Origin of the sequence: Odoribacter sp. N54.MGS-14, assembly GCF_000980295.1 — a bacterium.
Lineage (GTDB): Bacteria > Bacteroidota > Bacteroidia > Bacteroidales > Marinifilaceae > Odoribacter > Odoribacter splanchnicus.
Genome location: NZ_LARL01000011.1, coordinates 48,738 through 67,789, shown reverse-complemented (window position 1 = coordinate 67,789; position 19,052 = coordinate 48,738). Strand labels below are relative to the sequence as shown.

General features: G+C 43.3%; 14 protein-coding genes and 1 pseudogene. 5 read left to right on the top strand and 10 right to left on the bottom strand.

Features of this window, described 5'->3' with window-relative positions:
• Window positions 1–138: 138 nt before the first annotated feature.
• From WS42_RS04250 to WS42_RS04220, 7 genes are all read right to left on the bottom strand, one after another.
• Window positions 139–1,293, bottom strand: coding sequence for a FecR family protein (locus tag WS42_RS04250; protein ID WP_162610077.1), 1,155 nt, complete (start codon window positions 1,291–1,293; stop codon window positions 139–141).
• Between the two features lie 111 nt (window positions 1,294–1,404).
• Window positions 1,405–1,968 (bottom strand): RNA polymerase sigma factor, encoded by a 564-nt coding sequence (locus WS42_RS04245; RefSeq protein WP_013610655.1) that lies wholly within the window; start codon window positions 1,966–1,968, stop codon window positions 1,405–1,407.
• 22 nt (window positions 1,969–1,990) lie between these two features.
• Window positions 1,991–2,965, bottom strand: coding sequence for a methionyl-tRNA formyltransferase (gene fmt, locus WS42_RS04240; protein ID WP_046450777.1), 975 nt, complete (start codon window positions 2,963–2,965; stop codon window positions 1,991–1,993).
• Complete coding sequence (locus tag WS42_RS04235; protein WP_013610653.1) at window positions 2,952–4,415, bottom strand: LptF/LptG family permease; 1,464 nt, start codon at window positions 4,413–4,415, stop codon at window positions 2,952–2,954. Before WS42_RS04235 ends, fmt begins: the two co-directional genes overlap by 14 nt.
• 104 nt (window positions 4,416–4,519) lie before the next feature.
• Window positions 4,520–4,897, bottom strand: coding sequence for an START-like domain-containing protein (locus tag WS42_RS04230; RefSeq protein WP_013610652.1), 378 nt, complete (start codon window positions 4,895–4,897; stop codon window positions 4,520–4,522).
• Window positions 4,898–4,988: 91 nt separating this feature from the next.
• On the bottom strand, window positions 4,989–6,281 hold the full coding sequence (locus WS42_RS04225; RefSeq protein WP_013610651.1) for a YihY/virulence factor BrkB family protein: 1,293 nt from the start codon (window positions 6,279–6,281) through the stop codon (window positions 4,989–4,991).
• A gap of 294 nt (window positions 6,282–6,575) precedes the next feature.
• Window positions 6,576–7,853, bottom strand: a complete 1,278-nt coding sequence (locus WS42_RS04220; protein ID WP_013610650.1) for a cysteate synthase — start codon at window positions 7,851–7,853, stop codon at window positions 6,576–6,578.
• Window positions 7,854–8,174: 321 nt separating this feature from the next.
• On the opposite strand from WS42_RS04220, the gene dnaK reads away from it, so the two are divergent.
• The 4 genes and pseudogenes from dnaK to WS42_RS15300 form a co-directional block, all read left to right on the top strand.
• Complete coding sequence (gene dnaK, locus WS42_RS04215) at window positions 8,175–10,094, top strand: molecular chaperone DnaK (RefSeq protein WP_013610648.1); 1,920 nt, start codon at window positions 8,175–8,177, stop codon at window positions 10,092–10,094.
• A gap of 317 nt (window positions 10,095–10,411) precedes the next feature.
• Window positions 10,412–10,504, top strand: a complete 93-nt coding sequence (locus WS42_RS15310) for a hypothetical protein (protein ID WP_229032401.1) — start codon at window positions 10,412–10,414, stop codon at window positions 10,502–10,504.
• A gap of 247 nt (window positions 10,505–10,751) precedes the next feature.
• The gene (locus WS42_RS15305; RefSeq protein ID WP_233434044.1) at window positions 10,752–11,090 is read left to right on the top strand and encodes a PDDEXK nuclease domain-containing protein; all 339 of its coding nucleotides are present in this window, start codon (window positions 10,752–10,754) and stop codon (window positions 11,088–11,090) included.
• Window positions 11,063–11,216: pseudogene (locus WS42_RS15300) on the top strand (helix-turn-helix domain-containing protein); the annotation flags it as partial. The gene WS42_RS15305 and the pseudogene WS42_RS15300, both read left to right, overlap by 28 nt.
• A 3-nt stretch (window positions 11,217–11,219) precedes the next feature.
• Here WS42_RS15300 and WS42_RS04205 read toward each other — a convergent pair.
• Together WS42_RS04205 and WS42_RS04200 are read right to left on the bottom strand one after the other, a co-directional pair.
• Window positions 11,220–16,094: a RecQ family ATP-dependent DNA helicase gene (locus tag WS42_RS04205; RefSeq protein WP_046450776.1), complete on the bottom strand. Its 4,875-nt coding sequence runs from the start codon at window positions 16,092–16,094 to the stop codon at window positions 11,220–11,222.
• Window positions 16,095–16,341: 247 nt separating this feature from the next.
• Window positions 16,342–17,532 carry an acyloxyacyl hydrolase gene (locus WS42_RS04200; RefSeq protein WP_229053094.1) on the bottom strand — a complete coding sequence of 397 codons (1,191 nt, stop codon included), beginning with the start codon at window positions 17,530–17,532 and terminating at the stop codon, window positions 16,342–16,344.
• Between the two features lie 278 nt (window positions 17,533–17,810).
• On the opposite strand from WS42_RS04200, the gene WS42_RS04195 reads away from it, so the two are divergent.
• Entirely contained in the window at window positions 17,811–18,119 is a 309-nt protein-coding gene (locus WS42_RS04195; RefSeq protein WP_140398573.1) for a DUF7402 domain-containing protein, read from the top strand.
• A 263-nt stretch (window positions 18,120–18,382) separates the two neighbouring features.
• Here the strand turns inward: WS42_RS04195 and WS42_RS04190 are convergent, their stop codons facing one another.
• Window positions 18,383–18,937, bottom strand: coding sequence for an RNA polymerase sigma-70 factor (locus tag WS42_RS04190; protein ID WP_046450774.1), 555 nt, complete (start codon window positions 18,935–18,937; stop codon window positions 18,383–18,385).
• Between the last annotated feature and the right edge of the window lie 115 nt (window positions 18,938–19,052).

Below are 19,052 nucleotides of genomic sequence, written 5' to 3'. Positions count from 1 at the left end.
TAATGATAAATACCGAGGCATTCTGATTTCTTTTTCATAAATTTGTAATTGAAGATTAAACATAGCAACAAAACGGCTGTCATCCGTTTTATTGCAAACTTATCTGGATAAGGGAAGTGTCCCCACACTTCTCTTATTTTATTCCACTATAATCATACGATCGCTGATGTGAAAAACGATTCCTGTGGATTCCGAAATGGCTCCGAGAATCTTTTGGATATTTTCATATCGTTTCAGATGGCCCGAGAACCGGATGTCTTTTTTCCCGGCTGACCGGAAAATTACCTTTACATCATACCAGCGTCCCAACTCTTCGAGAATCTCCTCCAGGGTGTCGTCGTTAAAGCAAAATTCCCCGTTTTTCCAGGCGGTGTACTTCCGGATATCCACTTCCCGGAAAGTGATTTCCCCGCTATGATGGTCGCAAGCGGCCAACTGCCCCGGACGCATCCGCCGCTCTCCGGTACTTCCCTTTCCGGAGATACCGATTTCTCCCTCCACCAATACCGTTTCCGTTGCCCGGAGGCCATGGGTATTCACATTAAAAGCAGTGCCATACACCCGGATACTCACCTCGTCTGTTTCCACATAAAACGGCCGTCCCGTATCTTTCGCCACTTCAAACCAGGCCTCGCCTTTCAGATAGACTTTCCTTTCCGCCGCCGCAAAAGCCACCGGATAGCGAAGTTCCGACCCGGCATTCAGATGCACGGCAGTGCCGTCAGCAAGCAATAAACGATACTCTCCGCCATGGGGTACGGACAAGGTATTGTAAACCACGTTTTCCGGCTGCGACGCCACCGGGGCGGAATAAACCACTTTACCCGAATCTATCCGGATACTCCCGGCCGTTTCCTGCAAATCCCGTTGTCCCGATTTTTCCAAAACAATCCGTTCACCACTGCTTAATTGCAGAAATGCCCGGCAGGTACCCGGTTCCACCACGGTTTCCGCCATTTTCACGCAGTCTTCCGGCCTGTCCCGCTCCACCAGCAGCCATACGGCGCCTAAGGCCATGAGCAGACTGGCCGCCACCGACAAACGAATGAGATTCTTTCGGATGCTTTGCCGCCGCATGTTCTTCCGGAACTTCCGGTAACCCCGTACAGGTTCCCAACCGGCATACCGCCGGAATTCTCCTATCAGGTACTCATCATCCCCCACCTCCTCATACAACCGCCGCATATTTTCATCCTCCAACAAACGCACCATCTCCGCCCGCTCATCTGCCGTGAGTCTTCCCGCATAGGATTTCCGAAATAAAGTCACCGTTTTTTCAACACTTTTATCCATTATTTTTTCATTTTTATACCTATTGTGCATAACAAATGAAAAAGGGTGACAAGAAAACTGATTTTTTTTGAAAAAGAAGGTATTTTATAAGGAGGGATATTATTTAAGTTTTCAAGACAAGAAAAACGCCAACCAGAACACGCTGGCGTCCCCTCTCATTTTCCCGCGCAATTGTTTAAAGCTACGCTTTTTATGGGTTTTTACCGTGTTGACGGATATGCCCAACTTTTCGGCAATTTCATTGACGGACAATCCATCTATGCTCAGCCGGATGACCTTACGCTGTTCGGACGGCAATTCATCAATATAAAGATACAATTGCCGGAGCAACTCTTCACGGACAGTCGCCATAAACATTTCATCGGATTCCGGATCGTTTTCCAGCATCAACCGGTTCAGATGCCTGGATTTACACTTTTCGCGGCGTAACCACATCATCGACCGATTATAAACAGCCCGGTAAAGGTAATTGGTCAGCTCGTCTATCTGAAGAAATTTTCGTTCTCCGTTCCAAACATACAACAAAATGTCCTGCACCAAATCTTCGGCAATGACCGGGTCCTGCACCAAACGCCCGGCATAAGAGCATAAAGCCGCGTAATAGCAGCCGAAAACTTCCTGCCAAAGTTCCTCCTTCTTCTCGTTTACCGCTTCCAATATCCGACTTGCATCCATATTTCCGGCACTATCGTTCGCTTTACCACACTAACCGATAGTCTTCCAACCGGAATCCCCTCAGAAAGTCCTCCGTCCGCATTCTTTTTTTTCCTGACAACTGCAACTCCAGCACACGAACGATACCTCCCTCCACATATACATCAAAAAAGGTTTTTCCATCGGTACGGACTTCCCCCGCGGGCAGATTATGGCTCTGCCGTATCCTGGCGGCTTTAAATATTTTAAGTGTCAACACTCCGCTATCCTTCCCGACAGCCTGTAATTCCGTCCATGCCCCGGGAAAAGGCGACAAGCCCCGGATATGGTTACAGATGGTTTCCAGTTTCCCGTTCCAACGGATTTTCATGTCTTCTTTGAATATCTTCGGAGCGAGTACCGCTTCGCGCCCCCGCAGCAATCCACACTGGTCGGTCAACGGATAGTCCCCTGCCTCCATCGCCTGCACGGTTTTCAGCAACAAGTCCGCCCCTTTCTCCATCAGTTCGTCATGCAATTCTCCAGCGGTCATCTCCTCGCCGATTTCCACCTTTTCCTGAAAAATAATATTGCCGGTATCTATCTCCTGCTTTAAAAGGAAAGTCGTCACCCCGGAGCAGGTTTCCCCATTCATTACGGCCCGGTTTATCGGTGCCGCTCCCCGGTAATCCGGCAGCAGAGAAGCATGCAGATTCACCGTCCCTAAGGGAGGCATATTCCAAACCACTTCGGGCAACATCTTAAATGCCACAACTAATTGCAAATCGGCTTTTAGCTCTGCCAGCGCCTGTAAAAAATCGGGATCCCTGAATTTCTCGGGTTGCAGAATCTTCAGGCCGATTTCCCGGGCGTATTTTTTAACTGCGGATTCCTGAAGCTGTTGTCCTCTACCGGCCGGTTTATCAGGATTAGTAACGACTCCGACAACCTGAAATCCAGCCTCTATAATTCTTTTCAAGGGCAGGACAGCAAAATCGGGAGTACCCATATAGACGATACGCAACTTATGACTTGGCATTTTTCTTCTTTTTTATAAAGGCAATCAATTTCTTAAAGACTCTTGTGTAAGCTTCTGTATTCATCATCTCGGAATCGGTCACGGATTTATAAGTCAGTATAATTCCCAAAGGCAACAGAATAAAGGCAGAAATCCACATCCCGGCAGCCGGAGAGATAACAGCCTCCCTGGCCGACCTTTCTCCCATCATCGAAATAATATAATAGATGATAAACAAAAGCACGGAAACCACCACCGGCATTCCTAATCCCCCTTTCCGGATAATAGCCCCCAGAGGAGCACCGATAAAGAAAAAAATAAAGCAGGCAAAAGATAAGGTGAATTTACGATGCCATTCCAATTGACTCTTTATTACATTCTCTTGCTGAGCCACATAATAATGAAGATCGTCCTGGTTCCGTTGTTTTACCTCTCTGGCATATTGCAGGGCATTATCGACCGCCCGACGTTGTTCTTCAATATCAAAAGCAGTAAAAAGGCTGTCGGGATCACTGAACTTTCCCCGGCTTTGATCGGCCAGTATACTATCCCGTTGCGGACTGGGACTTTTGCTTCTTTGATAATTATTCGCCAATAATTTCTTCGTATCTCCTGCTTTTCTCACTTTCAATGCAGCTCGTGCCGAATCGATCGAATGACTCAATTGTTTGAGATTCAGCATCATCGAATAAGAACGAAATCCGTCTTCGTCGCTTCGTTTCAGGTCAGTTCCCGGCAATTCGATCAATACGGTTTCCTTATCGAACTTTAATCTTCTGAAAGGAAATGTTTTACGGGAACTGGGATTCTTCATTCCCTCATCTGTATAAGAATGGCCATTATACAAGACCAGTTCCATCAGATTACTTTTTGCATCACTGATCATCATCCCGGAATCGGCTTTGGTAACATCATAATTCCCGGAACCGTCCTTATGTTCGTATATCAGCATGTTATACATCATGCCGGTTTCTTTATTGATCTTATCGATTTTAATACTATATCCTTCCAAATCGTTCGTAAAGATCCCTTCTTTAAACGACATCTCCGGTTTTTGTTTCCGGATATCGTAAAGCAGGCTATAAAATTTAAGGTTCGCCACCGGAAGGATATTGTTCGAAAAGACAAAAGCGAATACTGTGAGGCATATAATCAGGATAATCAAAGGTTTCATAATCCGGTAGAGAGAAATACCTGCTGATTTTAAGGCGATCAACTCATAATTTTCTCCCAAACTTCCGAAGGTCATGATCGATGAAAGCAATACTGCCAACGGCAATGCCATGGGTACCAAAGTGGTCGCCACATAAATCAATAACTCGGCAATTACCGTAAACTCTAATCCTTTTCCTACGATTTCGTCTATCATACGCCAAAGAAACTGCATAATCAAGACGAACATACTGATGAAAAAAGTAGCTACAAAAGGCCCGATAAAGCTTTTGAGCATAAATATATGTAGTTTCTTCATTTGCCAATAAGTAACCTGTACATTATCAAAATCTTCAAAACAGGTACAAAGGTACGTTTTTTTGTTTACAATACTCTCTCTCTGGTCATCAAAAACCGTATAGATCAGGCCCCCAGGTTCCGGTGCAGGATATCCATTTGTTTATTCCATAACTCTATCGTATCGTTGACTTCGTCTTCATCGGCAAAATCGGTAATAATCAGCGCTACATCTCCGGTCAAGGGCTCCACATGTATATTAAATTCAAAATATTCATCTTCCTCTTCTGCATCATCCCACCGAAACCTCACCACGGCATTACTTTTCAATTCTACGAGCGTAGCCGGCTGCTCACTACCATTCCATATAAAAATAAACTGATTACCTTTTTGGAATACGTCATCTGCAAACCATTCCGATAAACCGGCAGGGGTACTTAAACGAGAAAACAAGACTTTTACAGAAGACGAAAAAATGTACTCTAACTCTATCTTTCTTCTCATATTTCTAAATTTTGAGCCAAATTACTCAAAAAAAATATAAGTACCAAACAGACCGAAAAAAATAGCATTCGCTCAGGAGAGCAAATCAGGCTCAAGCAAAGGTATCCTGACCGAATTCCTGTCTGACTGCCCCAACCAATCTGACTTTCCATTCTTCACCTTTATTCTGATCCAAATGAGATAAGCGATTAATAATATCCGCCACAGAAAGACGATGAAAATCCACTGCCGGGAAATAAGAAACATCATCGTCTTCTTTTACTTCGACCAGGATTTTATGATCTACCAATTCCTGTAGGATTACTCTGACTTTACTGGAACTCATTCGGAGTCTTTTACAAACCATAGCCAGCGTAGGACTTCCTTGTCCATGAATATACAAATCGGAAATATATCGCAACATCCGCAACGTCACTTCAACGTTATCCACCCATTTATTATCCGCATTCATTGCATTCCGGTACAAGAAATGGCGGTTGCGCATAATATAACACAGCTCCGTCCCCCACAAAACGATACTCCAACTCAACTGTAACCACACCAATAAAAGAGGCAAAGCGGCCAATCCACCATAAATCGCATTATACGAGCTCACACCGATCTGGAAACGCAAATAGAACCATTGTACAATTTGAAAAACAGTACCGGCAACAATACCGGCCACCAAAGCATATTTGAATTTCACAGGTGTAGTGGGCATGAACATATAAAGAAATACGAAAAGAAACCATACCAAGATATAGGGTATCAAAGTCAGAATAGCTTTCAAAGCAGCACTGGCATAACTCAATAATCCTTCGTCCATGGCATATTCCTGCAAATTAGCCATCATAAAAACATTCATACTACTGATCAATACGACCAGGATCGGAGCGATAAACAGAATCGACATGTAATCGGTAAATTTTTTTACCAGACTCCGTCCCTTCTTCACCCCCCAAATCCGGTTCATAGCCAGTTCGGTACTGGAAAGCATCCGGATAACCGACCAGAGGAGTAAAACAATACCAAAACCTGCAATCACACCTCCCTGCGTATTATCCAAGGCTTTATTCGCAATATTCATCACCCATTGCATCACATCGGGATTGGTATAAGATTGCTCTTTGAGCCAATCTTCGAATGCCTTTGCAGCACCGAATCCACGGGCGATAGCTAAAATCAGGGCAACGACAGGAATAAAAGAAAGCGTAGAATAAAATGTTAAAGCAGAAGCTGAGATCATCGAAGCATCTTTAATAAAACGATCGATCGAGACAATGACAACAGCCACTGTTTTCAAAACAAGATCGGAAAGAAAAGTGGAAATCCGCCAATCCCGGCGCAAAACCGAGTAATAAAAATCCAAATACAAAAATCGTTTCAGATTATTCCTGTGTTTCATGACCTATGTATGATTTATGCAGCAAAGATAAAACAAAATTCAATACCTGTAGTGTACAATAACGAGGTTACAAAGTTGGCCAGAAAAAAGATCGACATTTAAATCATTACAGAGGTTCGAAAAGTTACAGCAGTTAGACTTAACCTCTAAAACCACAGTAACTCTCCGAACCTCTGCAACTAAAAAGAAGCCCCACAGGTGCCAGGGCACTTTACGGACTTTATAAACCTATTCCATTCTACCACGATCCTGTTTAAGGGAAAAAACTTTAATCGGTTTTCTCCTCCGGCAGGATCAAATAAACAATTCCATCACAGTTTCTTTAATTGTATCGGGATCTGTATCGAGTGCAAAGACACAATCGGGCTGTTTATAAACCACTTTATTTTCTTTTTTAAATTTTGCGATACCTCCGCCTGTAATATTCAGCATAATCACAGCATCGGTTTCGACAGCTCCGGTACGAATGGCTTGCTTCAGGGAAGCCACTGCAACTCCTGCGGCCGGTTCGATATCGATCCCTTCAGTGCGTTCGAACAAGACCATACCTTCCATCGCCTCTTCATTCGATATGGCAAACATATCTCCGCCGGTTTCGGTAAGCGCGTCGAACAATCCTCCTTTCAACGAATAAGGAGGTTTACGGTTAGAAAGTACTTTAGCACATATTTCTTCTGCCTGCTTACGGGCAACCGTATCGTCAACCGGCAAAAGAGCCCGCGATCCGGCCTTCCAGGCATCATACATCGGAGTAAACGGAATATTTTGTGACACCATCAATTTCATCAGGTTATTTCCGTAACGACCATCTACGATAAACCGTTTGTTTGCCTCCCAGGCAGCGATCGCCCCTGTTCCGCTTCCGACAGCCTGAAAATAATAATCCGGAATCCGTCCGATCGTGGTAACGGCAGAAAGTACTGTCGTCCCCATTCCATCGCGCCGGGCAACGTTTTTCGCTCCTCCTTCCGGATAAAACTTATCTAATTCACAAATAATATTCGACAGGTAAATAGCATCGAAATAATCGCTTCCTCTTTCGGTAGCGACCAATTTCACACAAGGATTCAACGGTTTAGCCGACCACATGGCATCGATACAATCCTGCGGAATACATAGTAACAAAGGAATATTATTTTCGGAACAAACCCGTGCAAAAGCCCGAGCGGTATTACCGGCCGAAGCCACCACCATCACTTTATCGTTCAAGTCATTGATCCGGGCACAAACCGCATAAGCCTCACATTCCTTGAAAGCCCCTGTCTTCATCAGAGCTCCCTTTTCAGGCCAATACCCGTTAAAAGTGATATACAAATCCGACAATCCCAATTCGCCGGCCAGCCCTTCACTTTTGTATGTGACAGGCGCTCCGGAACCGTCCAGTGTCCGACAAACAGGTAACCAATCGGAATATTTATACAATCCCGGAAGATTTTCTTTCACCTCCAGTTGTTTCTTTGCATAGTTGGCAAAAATCAAAGCTGCGCCATCCCGATTCGGGCAATCCAACTCCCATTTTTCATCTGCAAACTTTGTCCCACAACATCGGGATTCAAGTACATAATCAGTCATTTCTAGTGTCTTCACTTTATTACTATTTACAACTTACAAAAATAAGTTATTTCTAATAGCCGAAGTTGGGTATAAATACTACTTTTTTGTTTATGTAACAGATTTACCGGGCCGGCAACTGCCGTTCTGACAGTTTTTCCTGCCATACCCCTTCACCATTTTTATAAAAAAACCGCCATTTTTACAAAAATAATCCGGAGAAAAGCACTGGCATGCCATTTGATAAAAAATAAATGTGTTTGAATCAAAACCTCAGACACACCGAAAACGAATAATAGGTAAAAACGAATAGTAAGTAAGTAAATAAAATACATTAACATTATGGGAAAGATTATAGGAATTGACTTAGGAACTACCAACTCATGCGTTGCTGTAATGGAAGGTAACGAACCGGTAGTAATACCAAACAGTGAAGGTCGGCGTACTACCCCTTCAATTGTAGCTTTTGTAGACAACGGCGAACGGAAAGTAGGTGATCCAGCCAAACGTCAGGCTATCACCAATCCGAAAAAAACGATATACTCGATCAAACGTTTCATGGGTGAAAGTTTCGATCAGGTACAGAACGAAATCAAACGAGTAGCTTATGAAGTGGTGAGAGGTGACAACAATACTCCCCGGGTAGTGATCGACAATCGTCAGTATTCCCCACAGGAAATTTCTGCCATGATTTTGCAGAAAATGAAGAAAACGGCAGAAGATTATCTGGGTCAGGAAGTATCTGAAGCAGTCATCACCGTTCCGGCTTATTTCAACGATGCACAGCGCCAGGCAACGAAAGAAGCAGGAGAAATTGCAGGTTTGACTGTAAAACGTATCATCAATGAACCGACAGCTGCCGCTTTGGCATATGGTTTGGATAAAAAGTCCCAGGATCAGAAAATCGCAGTATTCGACCTCGGGGGTGGTACATTCGATATCTCCATTCTGGAATTGGGTGACGGGGTATTCGAAGTAAAATCGACTAATGGAGATACCCATTTAGGTGGGGATGATTTCGACGATAAGATCATCAACTGGCTGGCTGACGAATTCCAGAAAGACGAAGGGGTAGACATCCGTAAAGACCCGATGGCTCACCAACGGTTGAAAGAAGCTGCTGAAAAGGCAAAAATCGAATTGTCCAGTTCAACTTCTACAGAAATCAATCTGCCGTACATATTCCCGGTCAACGGAATTCCAAAGCATCTGGTACGTACGCTGACCCGTGCTCAGTTCGAACAATTATGCGACAGTCTGATCCAGGCAACGATCGAACCCTGTCGGAAAGCCCTGCAAGATGCCAACATGAAAGCTTCCGATATCGACGAAGTGATTCTGGTTGGTGGTTCAACCCGTATCCCTGCCGTTCAGCAGAAAGTACAGGAATTCTTCGGAAAAGCTCCTTCGAAAGGTGTTAACCCGGACGAAGTAGTAGCGGTAGGGGCAGCTATCCAGGGAGGTGTACTGACCGGAGAAGTAAAAGACGTCTTGTTGCTGGACGTTACTCCGCTGTCATTGGGAATCGAAACACTGGGCGGTGTAATGACCAAACTGATCGAAGCCAACACGACCATCCCGACTAAAAAATCGGAAGTATTCTCTACGGCAGCTGACAACCAGCCTTCTGTAGAAATCCATATCTTACAGGGTGAACGTCCGATGGCCCGCGACAATAAAACGATCGGCCGCTTCCATTTGGACAGCATTCCGCCAGCACCGCGTGGAGTACCTCAGATCGAAGTCACTTTCGATATCGACGCCAACGGTATCCTGAATGTTTCAGCCAAAGATAAAGCCACCGGTAAAGAGCAATCTATCCGGATCGAAGCTTCTTCCGGTCTGTCCGATGCCGAAATCAAACGGATGAAAGACGAAGCAGCTGCTAATGCAGCCTCCGACCAGCAAGAAAAAGAAAAGGTCGATACGATCAATAAAGCAGACTCTATGATCTTCCAGACCGAAAAACAACTGAAAGAGTTCGGAGACAAATTGCCGGCCGACAAGAAGGCGCCGATCGAATCTGCTCTGCAAGAACTGAAAGAAGCTCATAAAGCTCAGGATGTCGCCCGCATCAACAGCGCCATCGACAAACTGAACAGTGTCTTTCAGGCTGCTTCACAGGAAATGTACAACGCTCAGGCTCAACAACAGCAGGGCGGTGCACAGCAAGGTCCTCAGGGTAACCCGAATGCCGGTCAGCCGAACAATGGCGGAAAAGACCAGGAAGTCACCGATGTTGACTTTGAGGAAGTGAAGTAAGATAGTAACTATCTGAAACGATAAATAAGAAAAGGAGTGTTACCCAATAAGTTGCACTCCTTTTTGTTTTACTAAATATTGCTCAATTTTTCGTTATTTACTGATTTTTATCATATACCCTTGAGAACGTCTACTAATTTGCGATATGAAATTCAGACAATTGTGTTTCAGGAACCAGCGGAGTTGCAAGGCGCACTTAAATTTTATCTTGAGCAAAATACATGCGCAAACTGTATTTGACTTTTCCAAAAAGTGAGACGCTATTTCACTAGTTGCCGTGGAGCCATTACTTTGAATTACTCAAGTGTGAGGATCCTATGGAGTTGCAGTTCTATATGAAGGAGTGTATCAAGGAAAGTTGGAAGGTCAGAGAACTGAAACGCCAGATCAACTCGTCACTATTCCAGTGACTTGCGCTCAGCACAAACAAAGAAGGTGTACTTGCTCCTGCCAATGAGGGATATGAGGTACTAACTCCAGCCAACATTATTCACGACCCGTACGTTCTTGAATTTGTAGAAATACCTCAGCATAAGCGTTACAAAGAGACGGAACTAGAAAAAGCTTCGAAGACCAACATTGAGCAATTCCTATTGGAATCAGACAGATGCCTTTATTGGCGTACCGATTGGTGCCAGACGTTTCAAAGTTGATTTAGTGTTCTATCACGCAATTCTAAAGTACTATGTCTTGATTGATTTGAAACGTGTAGAAATTAAGCATGGTGATATAGGCCAGATGAATCTCTACCTAAATTACTTTGAAAACGCAATCTGTCAGCCAGACGATAATTCACCGGTTGGTATTGTTTTGGGAACGAAGAAGGATAAGCTGTTGATGGAATATGCCCTTCAAGGTATAGACAACCAACTTTTTGCGATACGCTATCAGCAACGTCTTCCTAATCGAGAGGAACTCCAAGCTCAATTAAACTTATTACTTGATAATACAAAAGAAAAGAAACAAATATGTTATCCCCAAAAATTAGAGAGTTGAGAGACGAACAAGGGTTGTTGCAACATCAACAAGCTGTAGTTTTAGAAATAAATACCCCAATGTTCAGTAAAATAGAGGCGTGTTGATAGGCGTACCAAACGTGAACAAGTAATAACACTTGCAGAATTATTAGGATATAATAGTATTCAGTAATAAATCAGGCAACAGAACAGCAGTTTCCGGTTCGTCTTTCGGTGCGTCCTTAGGCTTCCATGCCACGATGAACCGAACGGATGCAGATTTTACTTCATAGCCTCTTTCTTTCCATTCCGACAAGGTTTTCTGCATGTTTTGTGACAACTTCGCCACCGGTTTATGGGTCAAAGTGTCGTACAAAATGGAATCTTTATACTTCAAAACATCTCCTCCCCTTAAGGTCAGTACCTCCCGCTTAAGTTCCTTAAAGAATCTCAGATTGACATCTTTATGAGAAAGTTGCAACACTATTTCTTCAGGCATAGTATATTCTTCCGGGTCGATAAGATACTCATCTGCACTTACCTGATTAAAGCTGTCCCCATTCGTATGTACAAACAGCCGATTTTTTGCACGGGTCATCCCCACATAGTACCGACGCATCAGCTGATCATCTTTCACATAATGGTCAGCAATGAGCATATATACGTCATCAAACTCTCTCCCCTTGGCTTTATGAATAGTCGATACCACAACGTCTGCACCCGAAGTATCGCAGAAATCTTCCACCGACGACTCAAATACAAATTCTTTGAAGTCGCTAACGTATTTTGTTTTATTGGTTTGTTCAAACAGCTCTACACAACGCTTCACATACGCCAGACTCTGGCTTCTATCGTAAGCGGAAAAGGTAGCATATTTTGCATTTTCCCATAATTCTTCAGGGATCAGGGGTGTTTTCACCCGTTTGTCTATATACCTCAGAAAATATCTCATTTCGACCATGTTCCAAAAGAGGAAACCGTCCATCGATTGTATCAACTTGCTGTCAATCCCCCATTTCCGCAAAAGAGCCATCAAAATTACAGCCTCTTCATTTGTCTGGGTGAGTACACACATAGTTCCATTCCCGCGATAGCGAACCAATTCCTTTACAAGTGGCTGATACATATATTTTGATTCATGGCGCGTCACCCTCACCCAACCGTTCTCTTTTCTCATCGAGATAATCGGCGTGCTTTTCATTCTTTTACCCAAGACTTTCACAAATTTGTTGGCGAAATCTACCGGATGGCGCGCACTGCGATAATTCTCGGTCATCTCGATAAACTTACTGCCGGGCTCTTGTACTAACCGATACATGTAGCCGGAATCCGACCCACGGAATTCATAAATATTCTGGTCATCATCCCCCACCGCTATTACACGCATTTCCTCATTACTAGCCATAAGAGCCTTCACCAGTGTATATTCTGCAACACCCATATCCTGAGCCTCATCTATGACCAACACTGTTTTACCGATTTTGTTGGGTTCCACCTCCCCCTGATTTATCATCCCGGCAGCTTCGGCAACAACGTCCCTAACCGCTTCAAGGTTACCTATCCGCCCCATGAGATCAAAGCAATAAGAATGAAATGTCTTTATCTCGACAAAGTGGGCAGCGTTACCTATCAATTCCATAAGTCTCTGTTTGAACTCCGTAGCGGCTGCTCTTGAAAATGTCAACATCAAAAGTTGCTCATGCTTTACATCTTCGAGTAATAAAAGGGATGCGAGTTTGTGAACCAACACACGTGTTTTTCCACTGCCGGGCCCTGCTGCGACAACAATGCAACGAGAATCCTTATCGGAAATAATCTCCATCTGGCATTTGGACAACTGACCGAATAATTGTCGATATTTCTTCGGCGTCAGATTACGCTGTATTTCATTTACCCTGTCCCCTTTGAAATATTTCGTGATAAATTTCTTATAGTCCATTTGGAAATAGTCCCGCACATATTGCAAAGCTGCATTATAATCCTTCACCATCAAATTGGCATACTCACCCACGATATGAACTTGCTGAATCTTCTGCTTGTAGAATTCATTCAGCATTCGGTAGTCATCCAACTTATATCTCGATTTATTGTCCTTTATTCTTTGGATATCCATGGCATTGTAAAGAACCAAAAAACCGCCTTCAAGTTTGAGCGCACCGATTTTTGAGAGATACAAAAGCGCCTCCTCCACCTCTTCCAACTGTACATTGTCGAGTTTAGTGAACAAGGCGTGAGGACCTAATATTATCTGATTAAGAAGTTCTACCACAGAGAATTGAACTACCTGTTTTTCTGAATTTCCTTTTTTCGTAGCAGCAACTAACTGATATAGCCACTCCAAAGTTAAACGACTAATTTCCAATCGTTTTTCAAAACGATTAAGGGTTGTTTCCCTACCTGTCTGACGGCTGATTTCCATATTGCGGAGGGCATCTTCTTTTTTACGGATATATCCCTTGATAGCAAGGAAGTAGAGCAGTGTCCGGATATCCTTTTCCCTGGAGGTATCGATTCCGTCGTTCATTGCATCCTCATTCAGCTGCTTGCAGGATATCCGTAAAGCTTCGTCAGGAATACGGTTAAGGATGTATTTTTCAAGTTTTGCAAAACGTTCGAGGAGGATCGTTGATTTTCGTTTCGAGTCACCGGCATCCAGCAAATAGGCAGATATATCCTTACTATCTGCCAATATACCTTCCTGGCGCATTCGCTCCACAACCGATACGACTTCCTTCTTACTTAGCCCCAAAATATCTGCCAGATAATCCACCCGCGATTCTGCCTCTGCATCCTGAGCCTTGGCAATGTACTTCTGTGAAATCAGTGACTTGATGATTCGGACAGTCTTTTCTATTTCATCCCTGCCAAATAGCTGTGACTTTGATATACGCATCCTCGCTTCATCCATGTTTCTCACCGTGATACCTGTAGCATATACCTGAGGCACATTGTTTCCTCTTATCAGGTATCCACTTTGTTCCAAAGCTGCTAAAGCTGTCCGTACACGGGTTTCGATGTCGGATACCGAATCGTCCCATCCTGCCTGCCGGGCTATTTCCAATGCAGAACAACTCACTCTCATGCGTCGCCGGGTAAGGTCTTTTACAGCTTTCCATACCTGTTGTATTTCGCTGATACTTAGCTTTGTCTGATTCAGTAATATAAAATGCTTATCCAAATCATTGTCACCATAAAGCACATAGCAACGGGCACTGAGGTTAGGGTCGCGCCCGGCTCTCCCTGCTTCCTGCACATAATTCTCCAGAGAATCCGAAATATCGTAGTGCACCACCAAACCGACATCTTTCTTATCGACTCCCATGCCAAAAGCTGATGTGGCCACAATGATGCGAACCTGGTCATTCATAAATGCATCCTGGTTGTCAATCTTTTCGTCAGTTTCCATCTTGCCATTGAAAGGCAATGCCTTATAACCGTCACGAGTTAATTTGGTAGCCAGCTCTTTCGTACGTCCGGTACGGGATACATAAACGATGGCCGGACAATCAGATTCTGCCACCAGTCCCCTCAGTTTTAAATATTTATCTTCATCCGTTTCGGCATGGATGACAGAGTAATGCAGATTGATCCTTGAGGCCGTCGATGCAAACAACCGCAAATCCAAATTCAACGTTTGCTTGAAATAGTCACAAATGTCCTGCACTACTTTCTGTTTAGCCGTAGCAGTGAAACAGGATACCGGTATCGGATTTCTACTTCCTTTCTTTTGCTGGTATTCCCGGATAAATTTTCCTATATAGAGATAATCCACCCGGAAATCCTGTCCCCATGAAGAAAAACAATGTGCTTCGTCTATCACAAATCTCACAATATGGCGTGCCAATAATATTCTCCCGATAGTTTTAGAGCGAAGCATTTCCGGAGATATGTATAGAAGTGAGGCTTCTCCATCCCGTACTCTCTGTATGGCCAGTGCTCTGGTAATGGGGTCCAACAAACCGTTAATGGTTACCGCATCGGTAATACCTCTATCGGCAAGGTTATCTACCTGGTCCTTCATCAGCGACTGCAAAGGAGAGATCACAACCGTAAGCCCATGCACAGAATTGCCGGCCATAAGTGCGGGCAGTTGGAAAGTAAGCGATTTTCCCCCACCGGTAGGAAATATCGCTAATAACGACATGCCTTTCACCGCTGCCTGAGCAGCTTGTTCCTGGAGTGGTTCTCCTTCATATGTCCGGAATTGTTCATACCTAAAGAATGCTTTTAAATTATAAAGCACGTTCAGTTGGGTATTACAATAATCACAACCTTCCTTACAGCTGGTATGACGCAGGAGTTTTAGCACAAATTCCACTTTAGGATAATGGTGAAGTACCCATCCGGGAGTAACGGAACGTTGGTCGGTCGTGTCGATCAGAGCCAATGCGTATGCCAATTCGCAAGGATATTCTTTGACCAGCATAACAAGGTCTGCATGCCCACAAATTTTCCCCTTGTAAAGGTCCCTTATTACTTCGGTCAATCCCTCATTGAGATACTCTGCCCCTACCATACTGAGAAATCCTTCAAATTCTTTCTTGTCCTTTAGCAGCGAGGCAAATAGTCTGCATTTTCCCTCCGGAAACGACTTCCAGCGTGCTATTTCGTCCAACAGTAAATCTTTGGCTTTTTCGCAATCATTCACCGGATTATTTATCTGTTCGCTCATGAGTTTGTCGTCTTTCAACAGCCTATGGTATGGGCGTTCCGGGAATAATAGCGGTGAGATGTAAAGTGTATCAACTAAAAGCCAACGACATGTTTTATCCGTGAACAGATATTTAGCATCGTGATGAATAATATTGTGACCACAAATATAATCTACGTCACTAAAAAATTCAAAAAGTTCCTCTTTCGAAACTTTATGATATACTGCACCATCATAGCGAAGTGCCCCAATATCATGAATTTTGTAATCTTCCAAACCAATTTCAACATCTACTATGGCATAACGTAGGGCATTATATTGTACAGATATTTTCTTATTACTGATGGAATCCTCAGCATTTCTGAGTCCTATAAACCTGTTCCATATTGACATGTATTCTATATAATAAGTTGTTTTATGATATGGATTTATTATAAAACCAACATGTTTTTTTATTGTTGTCCGGATACAATAATCCAGTTTCACTTACAAAGTTAAGTGATAAAACAAAGAAAATTGTTAAAGTTGCCAATTTCTTTTTAGTTCATCATTAACTATCGAGAAAAAATCTAATCTATAATCAGGAGCAATTTTTACGATAGTTTTCAGTTATGCGATAACAATGGTCCCGGGTAAAAATTTAAAATGCGGCATATTTACTGTTGAAACGGAAACCGATTCCCAACATCAGGAAATTGGGGTCGTGAAATTTCTGGAGGTTATAACCCACATGTAAAAAAGTATCCCGTGACATGGCTATTTTCAAAGTCAACATTTGATAAAAAGCCCTCAGATCGCCTTTTCCGATAAAATTAGTACCCATACCGATCCCTACGGTAAAAAAAGGCATGACATACTCTACCCGCCCCGACATGCCCAGGGCAAATTGATTATAAAGAGCAGGCCGCCTGATTTGTGACTTATCGATGTCTCCATATACCTCATCGGAAAGATACAAATTTGCACTTCCATCATATACTCCATCCAAAGAAACACCTAGCCGAAGTTTATAGTCGACGTTATACATAGGGGCAAAATTAAATCCAAAAACCGGATAAGACTCGGGTAACGGATATTGCCCCTCCTGCATCCAGATTCCTTTCCGCCGCCATGAACCGAAAAATACAAAATCATAACTGACATGCCGCTGAAAAGGAGGAATATGATAAGAAGCGGCTGCATGTAAAGAGGTCAGATCTTCTTTCCGGTAAAAATTATATTCTACACCGAGTTTTCCCCCAAGGGTATTCACCCCTGCATTGGGGAAACTTGTATTTCCATTTGAAAAATGGGTCAAAGTGACTCCCGAAGTCAGACTTAAACGGGGAGAAAGTGCCCAACACAGATAAAAATTAGCATTGAGATAAGCATTGATCTTCGATCCCACCATCTTATTGTAAGAATTATACTGTTCATCATAGGGTTTCCAGCCGCCAGACAATCCGAAATTCCATTCGTAGTTAAACGACAGCCATGGACAAATCCGGGCGATACGTGCTCCCTGAAACAGATAAAAGGCAACAGGATTACCGATTTGCCGGGATTCTCCAAACGAATAACAGCCCAATCCGATTCCCTGATAAACATTCCCATAAATCCGATCGTAAATACTTCCGGGCTGATAATGAAGCGCATATTTAAAATGAGTAGAAAAAGCTCCGCGAATCAGTTTCCGCTCCGGATTTTCTCCCCTCAAAAAAGGATGAGTAGGAAAAACATATTCGGGTCTTGCTTCTACTCCCAGGCCATGAACGAACCGACGGGGCAGCCTATTAGCCAAACTATCCTCCGTCTGCCCGAAAACAGACGCAACCACCCCAACCATCACCATACCCGACAAAACGATAACTTTCTGAATCCACCCAACCTTATTCATATATCAATCCCGATTTCATAGGTAAGTCTTCACAATTTTTAATGCATGCAAATATAGTGATAGCAGTCCAATATAATCCCCCTGCACCATTAAATTTTTATTTAGCTTATAAAGTCCGGTAATGTCCTTCCAATAATTAACTAAACTTTATTCCAGTCGATCGCACCTGCAAACGTAAACAAATGTCCGCAAGGTCTTTTGACTTTACACATTTTATAAACTTCAGTTCAATAGTGTCAAGACTACAACAGCAATATACCGGACTATTGGTTTCATTTTACGGCTCGATCGACTATCCCCGGATAAAACTCGAATGGGATACTCCACGGAATATCAATCGCATCCATTTGTATTACAAACCTTCACAACAAATTCATACAGCAGGTATTACCATTCATTTCGATGACGGTAACCGACTGTCTGTCAACACGATCTCCAACGACGGGACAGTTAAAGTCGTCGAATTCGCCCCCAAAACTACCAAACGCCTGAGATTCGAAGTCACCGAGGGTGACGACCTACCCTGGGACTTTCAGAAATAGAAGTCTTCTCCTCTCCCCAGGAATGCCGAAGTCCGGCAGAACTGGAAGGCTCTGTCAGTCGGGATGTCCGGCAACCAACCTGATCGTAACGGCTTACATGAAAGGACTTTTGAAGAAAACCGAAGCCCGGCATGCCTTCACTGTGATGAAACATAATCATATGCCGGGAGGGATGCTCGGAACCGACGATATGTTTATTATTCTTAAATATAGCACCGACAGATTTTATAAACTCAATATAAAACAGCTATCTGAACAGACAATTACAACAGAAATAACAAAACCGAATCTTTTAACTTTTCACGCAAATACTTGAATCCCCGGTTCTTTTGGGTTTTTACCGTATTAATACTGATTCCGAGCAGATCGGCAATCTCATTTCCCGAATGTCCCTGAATACTCATCAAAAGTATTTTTTTTCTTTCTTCGGGCAGATCTTCTATATAGACATAGAGTTGGCGGATCAATTCTTCCCGTCCGGTTAAAGCGAATTGTTCGTCGGGTAATTCAACCTCCTCCGCTACCATCTTACGTAAAATATTCTGACGGGAAGCCTGGGTACGAAGATAGAACAGGGCATTGTTGTAGGTCGAGCGATATAAATACCAGGTCAATTCTTTGATATCCGGAAAGGTCCGGTCGGAATTCCAGATCCTGATCAAAGTATCCTGAACGATATCCTGAGCCGTATCGGAATCTTTTACAATACCATCGGCATATGAACAAAGGGCTGCATAATAAGAGGCATACAGCGTTTCCCACGCTTTTAAATCCTTTTGATTTACCCCTCTTAATATTTCCTGTTCATTTAGCGCCATCCACTTTCTTTCTGTTTGTTTCCGAAAACAAAAATAAAGGATATTTATAAATATAATTAAAACAAGGGATTATTTTATAGAAAACATTTTTTCTGTCCCCCATTTTCGGCAGCCC